Origin of the sequence: Psychromonas sp. (assembly GCF_047632995.1) — a bacterium.
GTDB lineage: Bacteria > Pseudomonadota > Gammaproteobacteria > Enterobacterales > Psychromonadaceae > Psychromonas.
Map to the genome: position 1 here is coordinate 1 of NZ_JBLIEK010000076.1, position 18,533 is coordinate 18,533.

Sequence of the window (18,533 nt, forward strand, 5' to 3'; positions counted from 1 at the left end):
CTTGCGATCATGACGCAGGATACAGCGAGTTTTATGGCTCATGATCCTATTTTTGATGAAGCCTATACCATCCTCGGCGGCTCGGACAGTTCACAGTTTACTGGCAGCGATGGTAATGATTATATCGATGGTGGTTCTGGTGATGATACGCTTATTGGTGGTGTTGGTGACGATATCTTAACGGGCGGTCTGGGAGTTGACACCTTTGCATGGCTCAAAGGTGATGATAGTGCTGATCCTAGCGTATATATTGCAGAAGATCATATTACTGACTTTGATGTCGATAACGATCGGCTCGATTTAAGTGAGCTATTAGATGGAGAAACGGAAACTAATCTCGAACAATATCTGAATTTTACATTTGCAGATGGTAATACCACTATTCATATTGATACTGATGGTAGCGACCCGCTTGCTGTCAGCCAAACAATTGTACTTGATGGTGTTGATCTTTCTGAGGTATATGTATCCAGCGGAGACCCAGTCACTAACGCTGCAATTATTGACGGTTTGATGGACGATGATGCTTTAATTATCACGTAGCAAAGCGAAGTTGCCTCTTTATTCCCGATCCTTCCAGAGGATTCTCTGGAAGTTTTATTTTTGAATGTAATGCGGGAGTGACATAACAATATGTTAGTTGTATCCATGAATAGGTGCTGTTAGTGACTACTCATGGATTAATTTTAGGACAGTGAAAAAGTAAAAAGTAAAGAAAAGGTAAATAAATCATGCGTAAATAGTTATTGAAGCTAAAATAATGGAGGGTAATAAAACATCTACCATGAATAATAAGTCATGAAAGGGAGTTAAAATGAAAAACTTCAATTTTATATTGGCGCAACGAAGTGCCATAGGGATATTATGTGCCGCTGTGATGTTCCCCGCAATCGTTAATAGCCAATCATTAGAGCAAGCCGTTGCGTACACCTTAGATACTAATCCAGAGCTTCGTGTCGCGTTTAATAAATTTAAAGAGAATGAAATGCAAATCTCCCAAGCTAAGGCGGGTTATTATCCCACGCTTGATTTAACGGGGGGATATGGTTATGAATACACTGACAGTCCGGGCACTAGACGTTCTTCTCTTTCTGGAGATAATACCGAAGAGTTAATGCGTGGTGAGTTAGGCATTAGTCTAAAACAAAATATTTTTAGTGGTTTTCATACAAGCAGTGAAGTTGATCGAACTAGCGCTGCTACAAGTGCTGAGCAATGGCGTTTGTTTGCCACAGCAGAAGATATCGCGTTGCAGAGTATTAAAGTTTATGTAAATTTAATTAAAAATGAGCAGCAGGTTGTTTTGTCAGAAAAAAATCTTGCTTCCCATGAAGAAATTTACGAACAGATCAAACAGCGCACAGATTCTGGATTTGGCAGTACTGCTGATTTATCACAAATTAATGGCCGTCTTGCTAAGGCTCACTCAAATTTAATTGCAGCCAAAAATAATTATCTCGACAGTAAAATCCAGTTCTACCGGGTGATTAATCAACAACCTGAAAGCTTAGTGATCCCCGTTCCGGATGCGGATATGTTGCCTATAACGAAGGAAGAGGGGTTGCAAAAAGCACTGGAAAACCATCCTGTTATCAAATCATCAAGCAATGACATTATGGCTGCGAATTACCAATATGATGCAGCAAAATCAACTTATTACCCTAAAGTATCGTTAGAGTTAAGTGCAAATTATAATGATAATTTGGATGGTGACGATGGTAGTTTTGGGAATGTTGGTGGTGAAAATAATGAAATACAGGCAATGGTACGTTTTACCTATAATATTTTTTCAGGGGGGAGAGATGCCGCTTACGCAACGGAAACTGCTTATAAGATAAATGAAGCAAAAGAGTTGAATAAAGATGTGCATCGCCAAGTTACGGAAGAGTTTATCCTTTCGTGGAATGCCTTTGAACAATTAAATCTTCAGAAACAATATATTAGAACACATGTTGTTGCCTCAAAAGATACGCAGTTTATGTATAAAGAACAATTTAAGTTAGGACAACGAAGCTTGCTCGATTTACTTGATACTGAAAATGAACTTTATCAGTCAAGAACAGATTTTCTTGCTGCCGAGTTTGAAGAGATAACCGCGCAATACAGAATACTGCATGCCAGCGGATTATTACTGGACTCATTACGAGTAACTCGTCCACTAACTTGGTCAGGTGAAGACCAATACGAAGGAGGCGTAAGTCAATGAAATTTATAACCATGTGTATTTTAAGCCTGTTTATAGCAGGATGCTCAACACAAGCAATTGATATGGCAGCCGAGCCTACAGTTCAAATAAGTGATCTGGCGGACGATGAAGCTGATGGTGTTATCAATGCAAGAGATCTGTGCAATGAGACTGACCTGGGTGCCAAAATTGATAATGCAGGATGTGGTTCGGAAACCTTGTATATGGACAGACATGAATTATTGATTAACTTCGCAAACGAATCCTATCTGGTTCAGCCAAAATATTTTGGTAAAATTGAAGAGTTAGCAGAATTTATGAAGGCATACCCACGTGCTAATGTCACTATCGAAGGTCATACAAGTAAGGTAGGTACAAAAAAGTATAACGACGTCCTATCTCAAAATCGAGCTCAGGCGGTTAAAGATATATTGGTCAACCGGTTTGGAATAGATGAAAAACGGGTTACTGCACTGGGATTCGGATTTCAGCGTTTATTGCTTGAAGGAAACACTGAAACTGTACATGCGCGTAACCGTCGTATTGTCGCAGAGATAAGCAGTGATAAAATACTGACTGATTGGAAGTGGACAATTTACAGTGTTGACGAGCGTGATTAAGAATTAGTGAGGCGTCGTTTGACTACCGCCATTTAGGGCTCCAATTGGAGCCTTTTTTTATTATAAAAGAGACCATTTGATGAGTGATACTAATATGGTCCGCTAGCTGGTTTTATTGGTATGTGGGCAGGAAATAAGGGGGTGATATTTCATTCGCCCCTAACGGTATTGAAAAGAATGCGTACTATGAAACGATAACATTTACAGAAGCGGGTGAAATTACAAATGCACAAGAGCAGGTACTCAATGCTGTTCACTACTCACTACTTGCAAAAAGTGCAGCGAATTGGTGATAATACCATTATTCATCAAGAGTCAGGGTACTGGATGTGGGATCAGGCAACTAACAGAGTGATGCATTCATTAACCATTCCTCGGGGAAGGTGCGTGCTAGCTGGCGGTACATTTAGCGAAACAGAAGAGATCACCTTTGATGTACAAGCAAGTATTGATCAACAAGATTGGCAATTGATTCAATCGCCTTTTATTCAGGAAAAATTCAAAATGACGAAATATTCGCAACAGGTTGTTTTGGCGGGGATAGCTTATCTTATACACAAACTATGGTGCTCGATATCTACGGAAAACTTTTTGAGCATACGGATAAAAACAGACTGCAACGGCAATGACAGTAAAAAAGCCTGTCCTTAATTTCAAAGGACAGGCTTTTAGTAATAGAAAATCCACTTATTTACTGTGACGCTCTTGTAGTTTAGCGGCAATATCGGAAAGTTTTAGACCTTCATTTTGCAGTAATACTGTTAGGTGATATAAAAGATCTGCACTTTCACAAGTCAGTTCATCCATATCCTTGGCCATAGCAGCAAGTGCAACTTCAACACCTTCTTCACCCACTTTTTGGGCAATACGTTTTGTGCCACGCGCGTATAAACTGGCTGTGTAGCTGCTTTGCGGATCCGCATCTTTACGACTTGCAACTACTTGCTCAAGGTCGGCAATGAAAGTCAGGGCGGGTTGTAAATTACCTTTAAAGCAACTTTCACTGCCCAGATGACATGTAGGTCCAACAGGTTCAACAATTGCGAGCAGCGTATCGTTATCACAGTCGGTGCTGATTTCAAGTACGTTCAAGAAGTTACCTGATTCTTCACCTTTACACCATAAACGCTGTTTAGTGCGGCTAAAGAAGGTCATTTTTCCCGACTTAAGCGTTGCTGCTAGTGACTCTTGATTAACATAACCCAGCATTAACACTTTACCCGAGGTGCGGTTTTGTACAATAACTGGCATCAAGTTATCAACTTTAGCCCAATCGAGTGAGTTAAGCTGCTCTTCATTCATTAATCTGTTGCTCATAATCTTATCTCTACTTGCTTTGTTTTAAGGTAAGCTTTCAACTCACCAATATTAATTATTTGTTTATGAAATACACTAGCGGCGAGTGCACCATCAACATCTGCACGGTTAAATACATCGGCAAAATGAACCATTTCACCCGCACCACCCGAGGCAATTAACGGTACATTACAAACTGCACGTGCTTGGGTGAGCTGATCGATATCGTAACCGCAACGAACGCCATCTTGGTTCATTACGTTAAGCACGATTTCACCGGCACCACGAGATTGTACTTCTTTGATCCAATCAAAGGTGTTCCATTTAGTGGTGACGGTTGCGTGTTCACTGCCGGTAAACTGTTTAACTTGGTATAAACCGGTCTTTTCATCAAAGAATGAATCAATACCTATGACGATACATTGCACGCCAAATTTTTCGCTAAGACGATTAATTAAACTCGGATCCGCAAGTGCCGGGCTATTGATTGATACCTTATCGGCACCAAATTCTAAAATACGCCGCGCGTCATCGATGGTTTTGATACCACCTGCCACGCAAAATGGAATATCAATCACTTCAGCAACACGGCTTACCCAGCTTTTATCAACAACGCGGGAATCAGAGCTTGCTGTAATATCGTAGAAAACTAGCTCGTCTGCGCCTTCTTCAGCATAACGTTTTGCCAGTGGTACAATATCGCCGATAATTTCATGGTTACGAAACTGCACACCTTTGACGACCTGACCATCTTTAACATCTAAACAAGGAATTATGCGTTTTGCTAGCATAGGGGATTCCCCTTAACGTTGTTGACGTATGCCATTACCAACTGTCTATTTTTAATGTCTAAACAATGATTCATGCGTTTTGCTAGCATAGGGTATTCCCCTTAACATTATTGAAGTATTCCATTACCAACTGTCTATTTTTAATGTCTAAACAATGATTTATGCGTTTTGCCAGCATATGATTGCCTCCTTAGCAGTGAATTTTCCTTCAAGCAGTGCGCGACCGACAATCATACTGGTTGCGCCTGAACGAGCAACCGCAGCGATATCATCTAAACAGCCGATACCACCTGATGCTTGCCATGCCACCTGCGGATAAGCAACAGCCAAATCTTTATAAAGATCAACGTTAGAGCCCGTTAATGTGCCATCTTTAGAGATATCAGTACAAAGCACATGTTTAAGACCAACCGCCAGGTATATTTCAAGCAAGGATTCAATAGTTTGACCACTGGCTTCCTGCCAGCCGGAAACCGCAACAATTTTGTTGCCGTCGGCATCGATATTAATATCTAGCGCTAAGACGATATGTTCAGCACCATATTTTTCCATCCACCCTGCAACCATTGCGGGCTCTTTTACGGCTGTGGAGCCGATAACCACACGCTGTGCGCCTGCATCTAACAGATCTTTAACATCCTGCTCAGTACGCACACCTCCACCGATTTGGATTTTAGCGGGGGTATTAGCAATCAGGCTGGTAATGACAGCCAATTGGCGTTTTGTTACATCTTTTGCGCCGTCTAAATCCACTAAGTGTAACCAATCAGCGCCTTGCTCATTGTAAAGAGTAAACTGGCTTTGTGGATCATCACTGTAAACTGTTTTCTGTGCATAGTCGCCTTGGTATAAACGAACTACTTTACCGTCAATAAGGTCCAATGCTGGGATAATCATATTTAAAGCTCCAGGAAGTTTTTAATGAGTTGGGCGCCGGCTTTACCAGATCGTTCAGGGTGGAATTGCACCCCGTAAAAATTGTCTTTGTTAACTGCGGCGGTAAATGGTGAGCCGTAATCACAACTTGCAATCGTATTTTTGTTCACGGGCAGCGCATAACTGTGAACAAAATAGAAATAACTGCCTGCCGGGATATCTTTAAATAGCGGCTCATCCAATTTTGGTGTTACTTGGTTCCAGCCCATATGCGGAGCGCGCAGCGGCGCAACATCCATCTTCTCGACATTGCCTTCAATAATACCTAATGTTTTGATTTGTGTCTGTTCGCCAAAGCTCTCTTTAGAGGCACTCGCTAAAATCTGCATACCTAAACAGATCCCTAAAACCGGCTGTGTCAGATTTTTAATGGGCTCGATTAAATTACGCTCTATTAGGTTTGCCATTGCTTCGGCTGCCGTGCCAACGCCGGGTAAAAACAGCTTGTCAGCTTGTTGTAAAATGGCGGGATCTTTACTGACTGTGACCTCATAGCCCAAACGTTCAATGGCGAATTTAACCGATGATAGATTAGCGCAGCCTGTATCAATAATGACTATCATAATACACCTTTGCTTGATGGCAGGTCTGTGCCGACTACTTGTATAGATTGGCGAAGGGTACGGCCAAATGTTTTAAATAAGCCTTCAACCATATGATGCGCATTTCCCTCTTCAACTTCAAGATGCAGTGTGGCACCCATCGCTTGTGACAGTGAGTAGAAGAAATGCTCAACCATCTCTGTTGACATGGTACCGACTAATTCTCGTGGGAAGTTTGCTTTAAATTTAAGGTAGGGACGGCCGGACAAGTCCAACGTACAGCTTGCTTTTGTTTCGTCCATCGGCAGCACAAAGCCAAAACGGCCAATGCCGCGCTTATCACCTAAGGCTGTTTTTAATGCTTCACCCAATGCCAGCGCGGTATCTTCAACACTGTGATGATCATCAATATGCAGGTCACCTTTAACACTGACATCCATTTGGAAACCGCCGTGAGTGGCGATTTGATCTAACATATGATCAAAGAAGCCCATCCCCGTTTCAATATGGTTTTCACCTGTTGTGTCTAAATCAACACGGACATTAATATCAGTTTCTTTGGTGGTACGGGTGACAGATGCAATACGTCCTTTGCTGGTCAACTGTTTAACAATCGTTTTCCAATTCAAGGTTTCCCTGTTGTATAAAATACCAGTTAAGCCCATATTATCGGCCAGACCAATATCTGTATGGCGATCACCAATCACATAAGAGTTCGCAAAATCGATGCGACCGGATTTTAGATAATCACTGACCATGCCTAAATTGGGTTTACGGCAACTGCAGTTATCCGTCGGAAAATGCGGACAAAGCAGGGTGGCTTCAAATTTAACGCCTTGAGAAGCAAAGATTTCCATCATTTTATTTTGTGGAATATCAAAGTCAGACTGCGGGTAACTTGCTGTACCTAAACCGTCCTGGTTAGAGACAATCACTAAAATATAACCGGCGTTTTGCAGTGTTAATAAACTGGGAATAACATCTGCTTCAAATTTTAATTTTTCTAGCGTATCAACTTGCTTATCGCTGATTGGCTCATCAATTAAGGTGCCGTCGCGGTCGATGAAAAGAAATTTTTGTTTACTCATTATTAGTCCCTACAGCGAATTTAAGGTAGTTAAAGTCGATTCCATTTCAGCTTTTGAGCCGATGGTGATACGAATGCAGTTTTCCAGACGTGGTTTGCTGGCGAAATCGCGCATGATGATGCCATCGTTTGCAAATGCAGCGAATACTTTTGCCGAGTCTTTAAAACGAACCAGTACAAAGTTACCCGTTGTTGGAAATATCTCTGTTACGCAATCAAGCGATTTAAGTGCAGTTTGCAACAGTTGGCGGTTGTTATTAAGTGTGTGTACACGATCTTTCATCACCGCCAGGCCATTTTCTGAAAGTGCTTGCGTGGCAATTTGGGCCGTAGGCTGTGGTACTGGATAAGGTGCAATGACTTTAGAGAGCATCTGGATAACAGATTCTTGCGCGAGCGTGAAACCGCAGCGAATAGCTGCCAGAGCAAATGCTTTTGATAAGGTGCGGGTGATAACTAAGTTTCCATGCTGCGCAATTAAATCAACCTGGCTAAGCTGCGGGGAGAATTCAATATAGGCTTCATCGGCAACAATTAAGGCTTTTCCTTTTGTTGCTTGCAGGAGCTTAACTAGCTTTTGCTTGTCGAGCATATTACCTGTGGGATTATTAGGCGCGCACAAAAAGACGATTTTAACCTGACTGGTGGGGTGATTTACTGCCTGCTCAACGGCTAAATAGTCAACGTCAAAGTGACTATCAAGCGCGACTTGTTCAACGGTTACGCCACAGGTTTCTGCGCTAATTGCATACATACCGTAGGTGGGCGGGCAGATCAAAATGCTGTCTGAGCCGGGTTCGCAAAAGGTACGGATCAGTATCTCAATGCTTTCATCTGCGCCACGTGTCGCTAATATCTGGTTTTTTTTAAGCAATGAATAATCGGCGTAGGCGTTGATTAATGCAGGGGGTTGAAATTCAGGATAGCGGTTAAGTTTTTTTGAATCCAATTGGTATTCACTGCAATCCGGCGCTTCATTCGCATTTAACCAAACATCGCCTTTGCCACCAATGCGGCGTGCAGAAAGGTAAGGTGTTAATGCTTGTACTGTTTCACGGGCGAGCTGTTTGATATCACTCATCTCTTTTATCTTCCCTAACTGATAATTCTTGAATGCGGGGCGCAGAGGTTACTCTGTTTACTTCTCGCCCCAGTTGTATGTTTATTTATTCAATTTATCGATACGGATAGTCACAGCACGTTTATGCGCTGTTAGCCCCTCTGCATCGGCAAGACAGGTTACTGTTGGCGCTAAATTACGCAGTCCATCAGCGCTTAGCTCTTGCACCGTATAACGTTTGACAAAGTCCGCCAGACCTAAACTTGAGTAAGTACGCGTATAACCATAAGTAGGCAAGACGTGATTCGTACCACTTGCATAATCACCCACCGACTCCGGTGTCCACGCTCCTAAGAAAATTGAACCTGCATTTCTCAGCTTAGGTTGCAGTGCACGCGGATCTGTCGTTTGCACTATCAGATGCTCAGGTGCATAACGATTGGATATTTCAATGGCCTCTTCGATATCGTTACAGACAATACAGACGCTGTGTGCGAGCGCCTTTTCTGCGATTTCACGACGCGCTAAAACGGCCACTTGTTTACTGATTTCAAGCGCAGTTTGCGCAGCAATTTCCGCGCAAGGGGTCACTAAAATAGATTGTGAATCATGACCGTGCTCTGCTTGAGATAACAGATCTGCTGCGATAAATGCGGGATCGGCATCTTTATCGGCAATCACTAATACTTCAGAAGGGCCCGCCGGCATATCAATTGCGGCGCCTGCAAAATCATTACTGACTTGGCGTTTTGCTTCTGTTACAAAGGCGTTACCCGGCCCGAATATTTTATCAACTGCGGCAATCGTTTGTGTACCATAAGCAAGTGCTGCAATCGCTTGCGCGCCGCCCACGGTATAGATTTCATGTACGCCGCAAAGTGAAGCTGCATATAAAATCTCATCCGCCAGAGGAGGAGGTGAACATAAAACCAGACGAGAGCAACCAGCAATTTGCGCCGGTGCACCGGTCATAATAACGGTAGAAGGAAGAGGCGCACTGCCACCTGGAATATACAGACCAACAGACTCAATCGCTTGTGTATGCATCTCACAGACCACACCAGGCATGGTTTCAACACGGATAACTTCCTGCACTTGTGCTTGGTGGAATTTCACCACTTGTTGATAAGCCGTTTTAATAGCGGCTTTAATATCATCACCTAAACGCGCAGTTGCCTGCTCAATATCTTCACTTGTTTTGGTGAAGTTATCATCATCAAGTTTGTCAAAGCGTTTAGTGTATTCCAGCAGGGCGCTATCGCCTTTTGCTTTAATAGCGGTAATAATTTCAGACACAGTGTTCGAAAGTGTTGAAGAGTCCGCCATCGCAGGGCGAGAAAGCAACTGCTGTTGCTCCTCGCTTGATAAACTTGACCAGTTAACAGTTTGCATCTTTACTCCATCATTTTTTCAATGGGTAAAACTAAGATAGAGCTTGCGCCTAATGCTTTGAGTTGTTCCATTGTTTCCCAGAATAGATTTTCTTTGCTCACTACATGTAGCGCAACGTGATCGCTGCTGCCTGCTAAGTCCATTATAGTGGGTCTGTCTGAACCGGGGAGTAGATTGGTAATTGCTGCAAGATTCGCTTTTGGCGCATTTAACATGATGTATTTAGATTCTTTGGCTGTTTGCACGCCATCAATACGGGTTAAAATGCGGTTAACTAAATCTTGCTTGTCGGCACTTAATGGTGCATCTCGCTGCATTAAAACGGCTGTAGAGCGGTAGATAACTTCTACTTCTTTAAGACCGTTTGCTTCAAGGGTTGCGCCAGTTGAAACAAGATCGCAAATTGCATCTGCAAGGCCTGCACGCGGTGCAACTTCAACAGAGCCGGTCAACATACAAGAGGTGTAAGGCACGTTTACCTGTTCCATGAAACGTTTAAGAATATGCACGTAAGTTGTTGCAATACGCATATTGGCAAGCGATTCAACGCCTTGATAATCAAAGTCATCTTCAACAGCAAGAGAGAAACGACAGGCACCGAAGGCCAGCTCTTTAACCACTTTATGCGCAGTCGGTTCGTTAGCCACTGCGCGTAACATGCTCTCTTCTTCTAATACGTTTTGACCGATAAAACCGAGATCAACCACACCGTCCATTACTAGGCCCGGGATATCATCATCGCGCACGCGCAGAATATCAATGGGCATATTTTCACTGTGGGCAATCAGGCGCTGGGTGTTTAAATTTACTTTAATGCCACATGCTTTTAATAATTGAACAGTATCGTCGCTTAAACGACCTTTTTTCTGTATTGCGATTCTTAAACGTTGCTCTGACATAGTCATTTTCCTTGACTTAAAAACTAAAAAACCCTCGGGAGGTTGGCCTTCCGGGGGTTAATTTTGTTGGTAACCACTGGAAGCACATGAAACCTCTTCCAAGAATAAAATCCTGAAAGATTAGGTGATATGGTGGTGATGTTGTGCTTTCAGAATAACTTTTTTCATGGTTACGTAAATCTCTTTAAATTTAATTGTCTGTAGAATATCAATCTAGTAATGAAAAGTGAACTGTTTTTTAACCCTAACAAAGAAAATTTAGAATAGTTATGCAGTTTTAGTGATTATTCAGCAATTACACTTGAGTTTTCTAAGGTCGCAGCGCTTTCTAACGCGTCTAATTTTGCGCGTTCCGCTTTTGAGATATATTTCGCTTTGTTACTCGGGTTTTTTTTAGCATTCATCTGTTTAATACGTTTGTCGAGAATGCTGTTCATTTTTTTCTTTCTGTTCATTGTTTCTTTCTTAGCGTTTGGATAGAGGCTGTATTGTAAAGAACTACTAAATAAACACAAGTGAAAGCAAGCGTCATTGACCATCAATTTAAGCCGATTGGTATTGATTGTTGATATGCTGGGCCGGGAATTAAATCTATTTTCTTGATGTTAGATAATAGTCATAGATAGCTTGATAACGGCCCGTTTGTTTTAGATAGTTGAGCCCCTCATTAAAATCATCGCGGATGGTTTTATTTCTGAAAATAGGACGATAATTTTCCGGGTTTAGTTTAAATACATTGTGTTCCTGAATTGAATGAGCTTGCAGCTGATTCTTATCAATAAGCTGATTTGCATAGTAGTTGAAAATATAGCGATCACTGAGCACTACATCGTATCTACCTGCAAATAACATTCGCACTTGTAAATTTTGTTTTGATGTTGCGTAATATTTACCCTCTTTTTTTACGGCATCAAGCCAGCGTGGGTAACGTTGGTCGGCGCCTTTAAAAGCGATGACACTTAAACCTGTTAAATCTTCTGGTTTGGCGATCTTCAGGTTGCGTTTTTTTAGTGAAATAAGGCGGTTATGATAAATTACGGTAGGTTCAGCATAGTAGCCTTGCGCGGATAAGTTTATGCCTGCATCTGTCATTGCAGCATCAACTTTTCTTGCTATAAAAGCCTTAGGTAGACGACCCAACGGGTAATATTTAGGAATAAGTTTGTGACCATGGTAGGCCAGAGACTCGCCAATGACGGCTAGTTCGATCCCTGAATTTGATGTCGGTATCACATAGGGGCGAATCTCTTCAGCAAAAGCCATGACCACCTCGGCTGAATTAGCTTGTTGGCAGCTAAAAAACAGTACGCTCAAACTGGTAAAGAGAGATACTGTTAGCCTGTTTGTAATATCGTTAGTAACACGACTGATGTTGGACATGCACTATCTCCTTACAAATAGAAAATGAGCATTCACTACTCGATTCCTTGTGTGGGTGAGCTTACCACAGAGGGCTTGTTTCAGTGTTAAATTAATATTACGAGTTATTGTTTGCGAGGTTTTATTGCCGCTTTTTTTATTTTTTAACTAAAAATAGCGCTCTTTAATAGCAAATTTAAAAAGAGTTGTAACTCACGTTTGTTGTTGTTCATAATACCTCCCTTATGTTTATATTGTGGATTGGAATATGGAGCTGGAAGACGTCTATCGCCGAGATTTAAATCTGTTAGTCGCGTTAAAAGTATTGATAGAAGAGGGCAGTGTCAGTCGCACTGCAATCAGGCTTAATTTAAGTCAATCAGCGATGAGCCGGGTACTGGGAAGGCTAAGAGAATTGCTGGGCGATCCGCTTTTTATTCGCCAGGGACAGCATCTTCAGCCTACACAACGTGCCATTGAGATAAGTCATGCGCTTAATGAGCCATTAGAATCACTGCGTATTTTGCTGTCTCCAACTGATTTCGAGCCAAAGCGTTGCAAACAGCATTTTGTTATCGCCACTACCGATTATGCAATGCAAACCATTTTGCCCTATGCCTTACCGCGCATTTATGAGGAAGCGCCAAATATTTCTCTGGAATTCCCCCCTCTGCAGCATGAACAGATGCTTAATCAATTAACCAGCGAAGGTTGTGATATGGCAATCTGTCGTCCTACGGGTAATATTGAGCCATTAGTGCATGAAAAATTGGGCTTAGTCAGTGTTTCTTGCATGTTATCGAAATCTCATCCACTGGCAGACAAAGAGATAACCTTGTCTGATTATCTTGCTTATCCGCATGCCTTGATTGCGATTAGTGATGGCGTGAAAGCGCTGATCGACACAGCGCTGAGTGGTCATCAAAAAGCAAAAACCGTGTTACGGGCCTATCATCTACAAGCTGCATTAGCGATTGTTGATAAAATGCCGCTTATTATTACTGTGCCCGCTGATTTAGCCTATTTAGTGGCGGAGCAGCATGACCTGATTGTGAAACCCTTGCCCTTTGAGTTTAAACCTTTCGAATATTCGCTTATTTGGCATCCCCGTTGTGAGCACTCGGCAGCACAGATCTGGCTGCGTAACTTATTAAAAGAGGAATGTGGCAGATTAATTGATAAACGTGTACTCGATCTGGGATTAATGTAGTGGTGTTAACTTAAATAAGCCTGCTAATGCAGGCTTATTTTAAATTGTGATGCTAATCGCGATTATAATTTAATCACAATACGGCCTGTAACTTGGCCTTTGGTAATCGCTTCTGCGTACTGTGGTGCTTGCTCTAACTCTATTTCGCGACAAGCTTGCTGGTAATAGCTTTCAGGCAAAATTTCAACTAAACGATTCCAGGCATTAATACGTTTTTCATAAGGGCATGATACCGAATCGGTGCCTAATAATTTAACGCCACGCAAAATAAACGGCATCACCGTTGTCGGCAAATCGAAACCGCCCGCTAAACCACAAGCAGCCACTGCGCCGTCGTAATCCATTTGTGCTAAAACTTTAGCAAGCACTTTACTGCCAACTGTATCAACAGCGCCAGCCCATAACTGTTTTTCTAAAGCGCGTGCAGGCTCTTCAAATTCACAGCGATCAATAATGCGGTTTGCACCCAGTTCTTTTAATAGCTGACCATTTTCTGCAACGCGGCCCGTCACTGCTGCCACTTTATAGCCGAGTTGTGCTAATAACGTGACCGCTACCGAGCCAACACCGCCACTGGCACCCGTCACTAATACTTCGCCGCTTTCAGGTTTAACGCCGGCATCAACTAATGCCTGCACACATAACATAGCGGTTAAACCAGCGGTGCCAATCATCATAGCTTGTTTGCTGGTAATGCCTTGTGGTTGCGGTACCAACCAATCCGCTTGCAAACTGGCTTTTTCTGCCATGCCGCCCCAATGGCCTTCACCTACACCCCAGCCAGTTAAGACGACACTGTCACCCGTTTGATAACGTGAGTCTTTTGATTCAACAACGCGGCCAGCTAAATCGATACCGGGTACCATAGGAAACTGGCGAACAATACGGCCTTTACCGGTGATAGCTAAACCATCTTTATAGTTTAAAGATGTGTAATCGACATCAATTAGGACGTCACCTTCGGGAAGCTGTGATTCATCGATTTGACGAATTTCTGCGATAGTTTTTTTTTCTTGTTGGTCAAGAACTAGTGCTTTAAACATAAAGTTACTCCGTGGCTAATAGGGGGGTAGTAATTAAAGAGTGTAGATCTGAATCTAACATGAAAAAAGTGAAACTTAGTCATAAAGTATATGTATGAACCACATATATCTTTAACCACTTAATTTATCGCAAGATTAATCTGTAATGTGAAACGATATTAAGCATAGGCGTATAGATTTCTGTGGAATTTATCCTATTGATTAATTCTGAATAATCAATTAGTAAGCGCATTCTCATTGGTATGTATTTGATTCAGCTCTCAGTTTGATGATGTTTTCTTAATATCGTTCAGTAGTTACTCTACAGTCGCTCAATAAATGATCGGCAAGAGTCATTTTAACGGATTATTACATCTATCCAGAATATATTTTAGTGAAGTCCTTTCACTTCGCTCTATACAGTGTTCGCTGTATATCCAATATAGCAATAGATATTAACCAATAAATTAGTGTTTATTGCCTGTTAAATAAGCAATAACCATTCTGGTTGCTGCTTTAACTTAGTTTTAAAAGGAATTAAAATGAACAAAGCATTATTGTTTGGTTTGTTTGCGGTTTCGCTATCTGCTCAGGCAGAATGGGATTTTCGCGGCACACCAAATGCATGGGCCAGTACAGCCCTTGATTACGTATCTGCAAATGAATATCAAACTTGCCAGACCTTTGGCAGTGATAATCCCCGCTTTAAAATAGATCGTTATGGTGATTGGAGTGAAGCTTATCCAAACGGGGACTATACCGTTGCAGCGGGGAGCTACCTGATAACTTTTTATAGCGACAGTAAAAATGTTCAAACTACCGCTGTTGCCAGCTGTTCAAGCAACCAAGCGCCCATTGCCGTTATATCTCCAGCAACAGCGCAAACTATTGATGCGGGCACAAGTGTTACATTCAGTGCAGCCGCTTCAAGTGATGCCGACGGTACTGTTGTTGCCTATAACTGGAATACTGGCGCAACAACTCAGTCAATCACTGTGACTTTTGCACAAAGCCAAACAATATCATTACAGGTAATTGATGATCTTGGCGCAACAAGTGCAACTGCTAGTGTTGATATAACCGTTGCCGGTGAGCAGCCTTCTGTATGGTGTCTACGCGGCACGCCCAATGGTTGGGCACAAACAGCGCTGCAATTAAATTCGGGCTCTGGCTTATATGAATTAACTCAGCCATTTTCTGGAGAAGAGACTCCTGCGCGTTTTAAAATTTCAGCTTGTACTACGGATGGAACATGGGGCGAAAGTTATCCAGCGCAAGATTTCACTGTCGTTGATAATACGAACTATGTGATCAGCTTTAATGCTTCAACTCATGAAGTTACAGCCGCTGAAATTATTATACCGGAAAAACCTGAATTGGCAGTTAGCCCGGCTAGCAGTGATTTTAATAGTGATACTCTCAATGTGACGCTAAGTTACAATGGCGTTGATGTTACCGACAGTCGCTATCTGATCGGAAGTGGGGATGCAACTCAGGGAACGGCTTTCAATAATGACGATATTATCTCTGTCGGTGCAGACTTACAAATTGGTCAATCGCTTGATCTGCAGGTCTATGTCGCTAATGCGCAGGGAGCTGTAACGCAAACTTACCGTTATACTAAAACAGAAGTACCGCAAACCGGTTTTATTGTCTGTCTTGAAGGATTAACTGCGCCAACGATTCACCATTGGAACGCGCTACCGGTAGGTTCAACGCCTGATTCAGTTTGGCCTGGCGATGCGATGACTGAAATCGCTGATGGCTTATTCAGTTACAGCTTCACAGAGAGTGAATCAAGCAATATTCTTTTCAGTGAAAGTGGTAACAACAAAACCGATGATCTAACTCGCGCTAGTGATGGCACCTATGATGTTGCAACGACTAGTTGGACTGATGGTTGTGATATCCCCAGCCAAGATGCAGATGTCAGCATCGACCCTGCCAACGCGACTTTTTCAACTGATGACTTAACCGTTACCCTTCACGCGGTTGGCGATAATGTAACAGCGGGTCGTTACACTATTGATGGCAGTGATCCGGTTAACGGCATTTCATTTAATGATGGCAAGACGATTATTGTAGGCGCTGAATTGGCAGTTGATCAGTCAATGCAGATTTGTTTGTGGGCTGAAAATAGCGACAGTAGCGCGAATGAGTGTTTCGCTCTCACTAAAGTTGCGCCACCTGCGGCTTCTGACTTTACCTGGGACAACGCCAGCGTTTACTTTGTTATTACCGACCGCTTTAAAGATGGTAACTCATCAAACAATAACTCTTATGGTCGTCCAAGTGTTGATGCTACAGGCAAAAACATCGGTACTTTCCACGGTGGTGATATTGCCGGTCTAACTGAAAAGCTTAATTCAGGTTACTTCACTGATTTGGGTGTTAACGCTATCTGGATGACTGCGCCGTATGAACAAGCTCATGGGTTTGTTGGTGGTGGTAGTAATGGCGATTTTGCACATTACGCATATCACGGTTATTACGTGCAGGATTACTCGAATCTTGATGCGAATATGGGAACGCCCGCTGAATTTAAACAGTTTGTCGATACGGCTCATAGTCAAGGTATTCGCGTTGTAATGGATGTGGTAATGAACCATGCTGGCTACAATACACTTAAAGATATGCATGAGTTTAACTACGGATCAACGACAGCGGGTGAATACTGGACACCCACCGACGGAGATTGGTTTGGTTATCACAGCAGCATTAACTATGATGGTGATGACTATAAGTGGCTTAATTGGTGGGGCAAAGATTGGGTGCGCGTAGGTCTGCCTGGTTATGATGCATGTGGCGGTGATGATCTAACTAAATGTTTAGCATTTTTACCTGACTTTAAAACTGAGTCAACGCAGGCTGTTGGTATTCCACCTTTCTTAGCGAATAAAGCAACCTTTGGTCAAGGTTACCTAAGTAACTATGAAGCACAAGGTACTAAACGTGTGCGTGACTGGATCACGGAATGGTTAGTTAAATATGTTGAAGATTACGGTATTGATGGTTTCCGTGTGGATACTGCTAAACATGTAACCTATGACAACTGGTCAAACCTAAATTATCAAGCCAATATTGCACTAAATGAGTGGCGTCAAAATAACCCAAGCTTACCGGGTGCACAGTGGAATGATGATTTCTGGTCAACAGCTGAAGTATGGGGACATGGTGTAGGACAATCAGATATCCACACCACAGCTGATTTTGATTCAGTGATTAACTTTAGTTTTAAAGGCGCAATCGACGCTATGGTCGCAAGTAGCGACACTATGATTAATCAATTTGCCAGTTATGCAGGTCAAGTGAATAGCTCAACAGATTGGAATGTGCTGAGTTATATCTCTAGCCATGATACTGGCGCTGTTTATTATAATGGTGATGATGCGCGGCAAAAACGTGCGGGTACGGCTTTACTGCTGTTACCAGGCGGCGTGCAGATTTTCTACGGTGATGAGCTAGGCCGCGTTAATGGCGATGGCGGCAGTGATGCCGATCAGGGCAGCCGTTCAAGTGTTGACTGGAGCCGAGCTAATAATGCAATTCATCAGCATTGGCAGAAAGTTGGACAATTCCGTCGTGATAACCCTGCCGTTGGTGCGGGTCAGCAGACAACACTTTCGGGTCAATCAAGCGGTAAAGCGTTTGCGCGTAGCTGGACTAATCCAGTGTCTGGCAGCGTGAATAACGTTGTTGTCGTACTTGACGGGGCAGGTCAGGTAACTATTAATGTCGGCGGTTATTTTGCCGATGCTAGCAATGTACGCAATGCTTATGACGGTTCAATCGCAACAGTGAGTAATGGCACTGTTAGCTTTAATGCCGGAGCTGAAGGTTTAATTCTGCTTGAAGCAATGTAAATAAAATGAGTTAATAAATATAACTCATCTACAACGAATGCCGTTCAGTTAGTTTGAACGGCATTTTTTTGTCTTTTATTTAAGGAAAAAATATAATGGAAGTTCCTAGTCAATAAAACAGTTATATATCAATTTATTTTTTGACTTGTTTGTGGTTTAGGCTGGAGATCCATTTGCAAGTTAATCTTATTGTTTTTCAATTAATTACGTTATATATCTCACAGGTGTTGGTAAGTGTTATTGAGTTAAATGTTGTTTTCTGTGATTGTTA

General features: G+C 42.3%; 17 protein-coding genes and 1 other annotated feature. Of the genes, 6 read left to right on the forward strand and 11 right to left on the reverse strand.

All coding sequences use genetic code 11. The annotated features are described in order from the left end of the window. The 4 genes from ACJAT7_RS12630 to ACJAT7_RS12645 form a co-directional block, all read left to right on the forward strand. Positions 1–543, forward strand: a 543-nt coding sequence (locus tag ACJAT7_RS12630) for a type I secretion C-terminal target domain-containing protein (protein ID WP_415227163.1), incomplete at its 5' end; no start/stop codon positions are given. Positions 544–814: 271 nt separating this feature from the next. Beyond that, entirely contained in the window at positions 815–2,206 is a 1,392-nt protein-coding gene (locus ACJAT7_RS12635; RefSeq protein WP_415227164.1) for a TolC family outer membrane protein, read from the forward strand. After that, positions 2,203–2,805 carry an OmpA family protein gene (locus tag ACJAT7_RS12640; RefSeq protein ID WP_415227165.1) on the forward strand — a complete coding sequence of 201 codons (603 nt, stop codon included), beginning with the start codon at positions 2,203–2,205 and terminating at the stop codon, positions 2,803–2,805. Before ACJAT7_RS12635 ends, ACJAT7_RS12640 begins: the two co-directional genes overlap by 4 nt. Before the next feature lie 246 nt (positions 2,806–3,051). Then, positions 3,052–3,456 (forward strand): heme-binding beta-barrel domain-containing protein, encoded by a 405-nt coding sequence (locus tag ACJAT7_RS12645; protein WP_415227166.1) that lies wholly within the window; start codon positions 3,052–3,054, stop codon positions 3,454–3,456. A gap of 36 nt (positions 3,457–3,492) precedes the next feature. Here the strand turns inward: ACJAT7_RS12645 and hisIE are convergent, their stop codons facing one another. From hisIE to ACJAT7_RS12695, 10 genes are all read right to left on the reverse strand, one after another. Then, positions 3,493–4,122 (reverse strand): bifunctional phosphoribosyl-AMP cyclohydrolase/phosphoribosyl-ATP diphosphatase HisIE, encoded by a 630-nt coding sequence (hisIE, locus tag ACJAT7_RS12650; protein ID WP_415227167.1) that lies wholly within the window; start codon positions 4,120–4,122, stop codon positions 3,493–3,495. Then, on the reverse strand, positions 4,119–4,892 hold the full coding sequence (hisF, locus tag ACJAT7_RS12655; protein ID WP_415227168.1) for an imidazole glycerol phosphate synthase subunit HisF: 774 nt from the start codon (positions 4,890–4,892) through the stop codon (positions 4,119–4,121). The genes hisIE and hisF overlap by 4 nt, the downstream gene beginning before the upstream one ends. 159 nt (positions 4,893–5,051) lie before the next feature. Continuing rightward, positions 5,052–5,789, reverse strand: coding sequence for a 1-(5-phosphoribosyl)-5-[(5-phosphoribosylamino)methylideneamino]imidazole-4-carboxamide isomerase (hisA, locus tag ACJAT7_RS12660; protein ID WP_415227169.1), 738 nt, complete (start codon positions 5,787–5,789; stop codon positions 5,052–5,054). Positions 5,790–5,791: 2 nt separating this feature from the next. Then, the gene (gene hisH / locus ACJAT7_RS12665; RefSeq protein ID WP_415227170.1) at positions 5,792–6,391 is read right to left on the reverse strand and encodes an imidazole glycerol phosphate synthase subunit HisH; all 600 of its coding nucleotides are present in this window, start codon (positions 6,389–6,391) and stop codon (positions 5,792–5,794) included. After that, entirely contained in the window at positions 6,388–7,458 is a 1,071-nt protein-coding gene (hisB, locus tag ACJAT7_RS12670) for a bifunctional histidinol-phosphatase/imidazoleglycerol-phosphate dehydratase HisB (RefSeq protein ID WP_415227171.1), read from the reverse strand. Before hisB ends, hisH begins: the two co-directional genes overlap by 4 nt. 9 nt (positions 7,459–7,467) lie before the next feature. Continuing rightward, positions 7,468–8,538 carry a histidinol-phosphate transaminase gene (gene hisC, locus ACJAT7_RS12675; RefSeq protein WP_415227172.1) on the reverse strand — a complete coding sequence of 357 codons (1,071 nt, stop codon included), beginning with the start codon at positions 8,536–8,538 and terminating at the stop codon, positions 7,468–7,470. Between the two features lie 81 nt (positions 8,539–8,619). Further along, the gene (gene hisD / locus ACJAT7_RS12680) at positions 8,620–9,909 is read right to left on the reverse strand and encodes a histidinol dehydrogenase (protein WP_415227173.1); all 1,290 of its coding nucleotides are present in this window, start codon (positions 9,907–9,909) and stop codon (positions 8,620–8,622) included. Positions 9,910–9,911: 2 nt separating this feature from the next. Continuing rightward, the gene (gene hisG / locus ACJAT7_RS12685; protein WP_415227174.1) at positions 9,912–10,808 is read right to left on the reverse strand and encodes an ATP phosphoribosyltransferase; all 897 of its coding nucleotides are present in this window, start codon (positions 10,806–10,808) and stop codon (positions 9,912–9,914) included. A 22-nt stretch (positions 10,809–10,830) separates the two neighbouring features. Continuing rightward, positions 10,831–10,953: a sequence feature (His leader region), on the reverse strand. A gap of 139 nt (positions 10,954–11,092) precedes the next feature. Continuing rightward, on the reverse strand, positions 11,093–11,263 hold the full coding sequence (locus tag ACJAT7_RS12690; protein WP_415227175.1) for a DUF2986 domain-containing protein: 171 nt from the start codon (positions 11,261–11,263) through the stop codon (positions 11,093–11,095). Positions 11,264–11,399: 136 nt separating this feature from the next. Beyond that, a complete protein-coding gene (locus tag ACJAT7_RS12695; protein ID WP_415227176.1) occupies positions 11,400–12,188 on the reverse strand; it encodes a substrate-binding periplasmic protein in 789 nt (262 codons plus the stop codon). A 247-nt stretch (positions 12,189–12,435) separates the two neighbouring features. Between ACJAT7_RS12695 and ACJAT7_RS12700 the strand changes: the two genes are divergently transcribed. Beyond that, positions 12,436–13,377, forward strand: coding sequence for a LysR family transcriptional regulator (locus tag ACJAT7_RS12700; RefSeq protein ID WP_415227177.1), 942 nt, complete (start codon positions 12,436–12,438; stop codon positions 13,375–13,377). A gap of 62 nt (positions 13,378–13,439) precedes the next feature. On the opposite strand, the gene ACJAT7_RS12705 is transcribed toward ACJAT7_RS12700, so the two are convergent. Continuing rightward, positions 13,440–14,420 (reverse strand): MDR family oxidoreductase, encoded by a 981-nt coding sequence (locus tag ACJAT7_RS12705; RefSeq protein ID WP_415227178.1) that lies wholly within the window; start codon positions 14,418–14,420, stop codon positions 13,440–13,442. 521 nt (positions 14,421–14,941) lie between these two features. Here ACJAT7_RS12705 and ACJAT7_RS12710 point away from each other — a divergent pair. Further along, positions 14,942–18,262: an alpha-amylase family glycosyl hydrolase gene (locus tag ACJAT7_RS12710; RefSeq protein ID WP_415227179.1), complete on the forward strand. Its 3,321-nt coding sequence runs from the start codon at positions 14,942–14,944 to the stop codon at positions 18,260–18,262. Positions 18,263–18,533 lie beyond the last annotated feature (271 nt).